Genomic DNA, 1,083 nt, shown 5'->3' on the forward strand with positions numbered 1-1,083 from the left:
CCGACGAGCGCCAGGCCGCCGTCGCGGAGCTGTCCCGGCAGCCGCGCGACGCCAGCCCGACCCGGGTGCGCAACCGCGACGCCGTCGACGGACGGCCCCGCGCGTACTCGCGGAAGTTCGGGCTCTCCCGGATCCGCCTGCGCGAGATGGCCCACCGTGGCGAGCTGCCCGGGGTGACCAAGTCGAGCTGGTGAGGTCCGGTCCCCTGCGGCGGCCCCGCCGCCGCCCCCCCGCACGCAAGGAGTGACACATGAAGGTTCGCGCATCACTGCGGTCCCTGAAGGACAAGCCCGGCGCCAAGGTCGTGCGCCGGCACGGCAAGACGTTCGTGATCAACAAGCTCAACCCGCGCTGGAAGGCGCGCCAGGGCTGAAGAGGAGAGAAATCATGAAGCAGAACCTTCACCCCACCTACGGTCCCGTCGTCTTCCGGGACGCGAGCGCAGGATTCACGTTCCTGACCCGCTCGACCCTCGCCGGCAGCACCGACTCCGGCCCCGGCCGCCCGACGGCGACCATCGAGTGGTCCGACGGCCAGACCTACCCCGTGGTCGACGTCGAGATCAGCAGCGCCAGCCACCCGTTCTGGACCGGATCGGCCCGCGTGGTCGACACCGCCGGACGCGTCGAGAAGTTCCGGCAGCGCTACGCCAAGCACAACACGAGCACCGACAGCAAGGGTGGTAACTGATGGCCTCGCGCACCGACCTGCGACCCGTGATCAAGCTCCGCTCGACGGCGGGCACCGGGTTCACCTACGTGACCCGCAAGAACCGGCGCAACGACCCCGACCGGCTCGTGCTGCGCAAGTTCGACCCCGTGGTGCGGCAGCACGTCGACTTCCGCGAGGAGCGCTGATCGATGGCGGTCCCCAAGCGGAAGATGTCCCGCTCGCGCACCCGGTCGCGGCGCGCGCAGTGGACGGCCCAGGTACCTGACCTGGTCGCGGTGACCGTGGACGGGCGCCAGGTGCGGATCCCCGCACGGCTCGTGCCCGCGGTCCGGCGGGGCCTGGTCGTCCCGGACTGAGACCTGGTTGATCGACGAGAGCCCCGGCGCAGCTGCGCCGGGGCTCTCGTCGTGC

Annotated in this window: 5 protein-coding genes; all 5 read left to right on the top strand. The window is 71.3% G+C overall.

All coding sequences use genetic code 11. From position 1 onward, the window contains the following. The coding region (gene rpsN, locus PROKR_RS24880) for a 30S ribosomal protein S14 (RefSeq protein ID WP_084800669.1) at positions 1-194 on the top strand (194 nt) is incomplete at its 5' end. Positions 195-250: 56 nt separating this feature from the next. After that, positions 251-373: a type B 50S ribosomal protein L36 gene (gene ykgO / locus PROKR_RS24885; RefSeq protein WP_020013141.1), complete on the top strand. Its 123-nt coding sequence runs from the start codon at positions 251-253 to the stop codon at positions 371-373. Between the two features lie 14 nt (positions 374-387). Then, positions 388-690, top strand: a complete 303-nt coding sequence (locus PROKR_RS24890) for a type B 50S ribosomal protein L31 (RefSeq protein ID WP_036968982.1) — start codon at positions 388-390, stop codon at positions 688-690. Next, positions 690-857 (top strand): 50S ribosomal protein L33, encoded by a 168-nt coding sequence (gene rpmG, locus PROKR_RS24895; protein ID WP_020013143.1) that lies wholly within the window; start codon positions 690-692, stop codon positions 855-857. The genes PROKR_RS24890 and rpmG overlap by 1 nt, the downstream gene beginning before the upstream one ends. A 3-nt stretch (positions 858-860) precedes the next feature. Next, complete coding sequence (rpmF, locus tag PROKR_RS24900) at positions 861-1,028, top strand: 50S ribosomal protein L32 (RefSeq protein WP_020013144.1); 168 nt, start codon at positions 861-863, stop codon at positions 1,026-1,028. Positions 1,029-1,083: the final 55 nt, after the last annotated feature.

Origin of the sequence: Promicromonospora kroppenstedtii DSM 19349 (assembly GCF_000515355.1) — a bacterium.
Taxonomy (GTDB): domain Bacteria; phylum Actinomycetota; class Actinomycetes; order Actinomycetales; family Cellulomonadaceae; genus Promicromonospora; species Promicromonospora kroppenstedtii.

Excerpts from the sequence above, each read along its gene's own strand:
- ykgO (WP_020013141.1), top strand. The coding sequence starts at position 251 with ATGAAGGTTCGCGCATCACTGCGGTCCCTGAAGGACAAGCCCGGCGCC.
- PROKR_RS24890 (WP_036968982.1), top strand. The coding sequence starts at position 388 with ATGAAGCAGAACCTTCACCCCACCTACGGTCCCGTCGTCTTCCGGGAC.
- rpmG (WP_020013143.1), top strand. The coding sequence starts at position 690 with ATGGCCTCGCGCACCGACCTGCGACCCGTGATCAAGCTCCGCTCGACG.
- rpmF (WP_020013144.1), top strand. The coding sequence starts at position 861 with ATGGCGGTCCCCAAGCGGAAGATGTCCCGCTCGCGCACCCGGTCGCGG.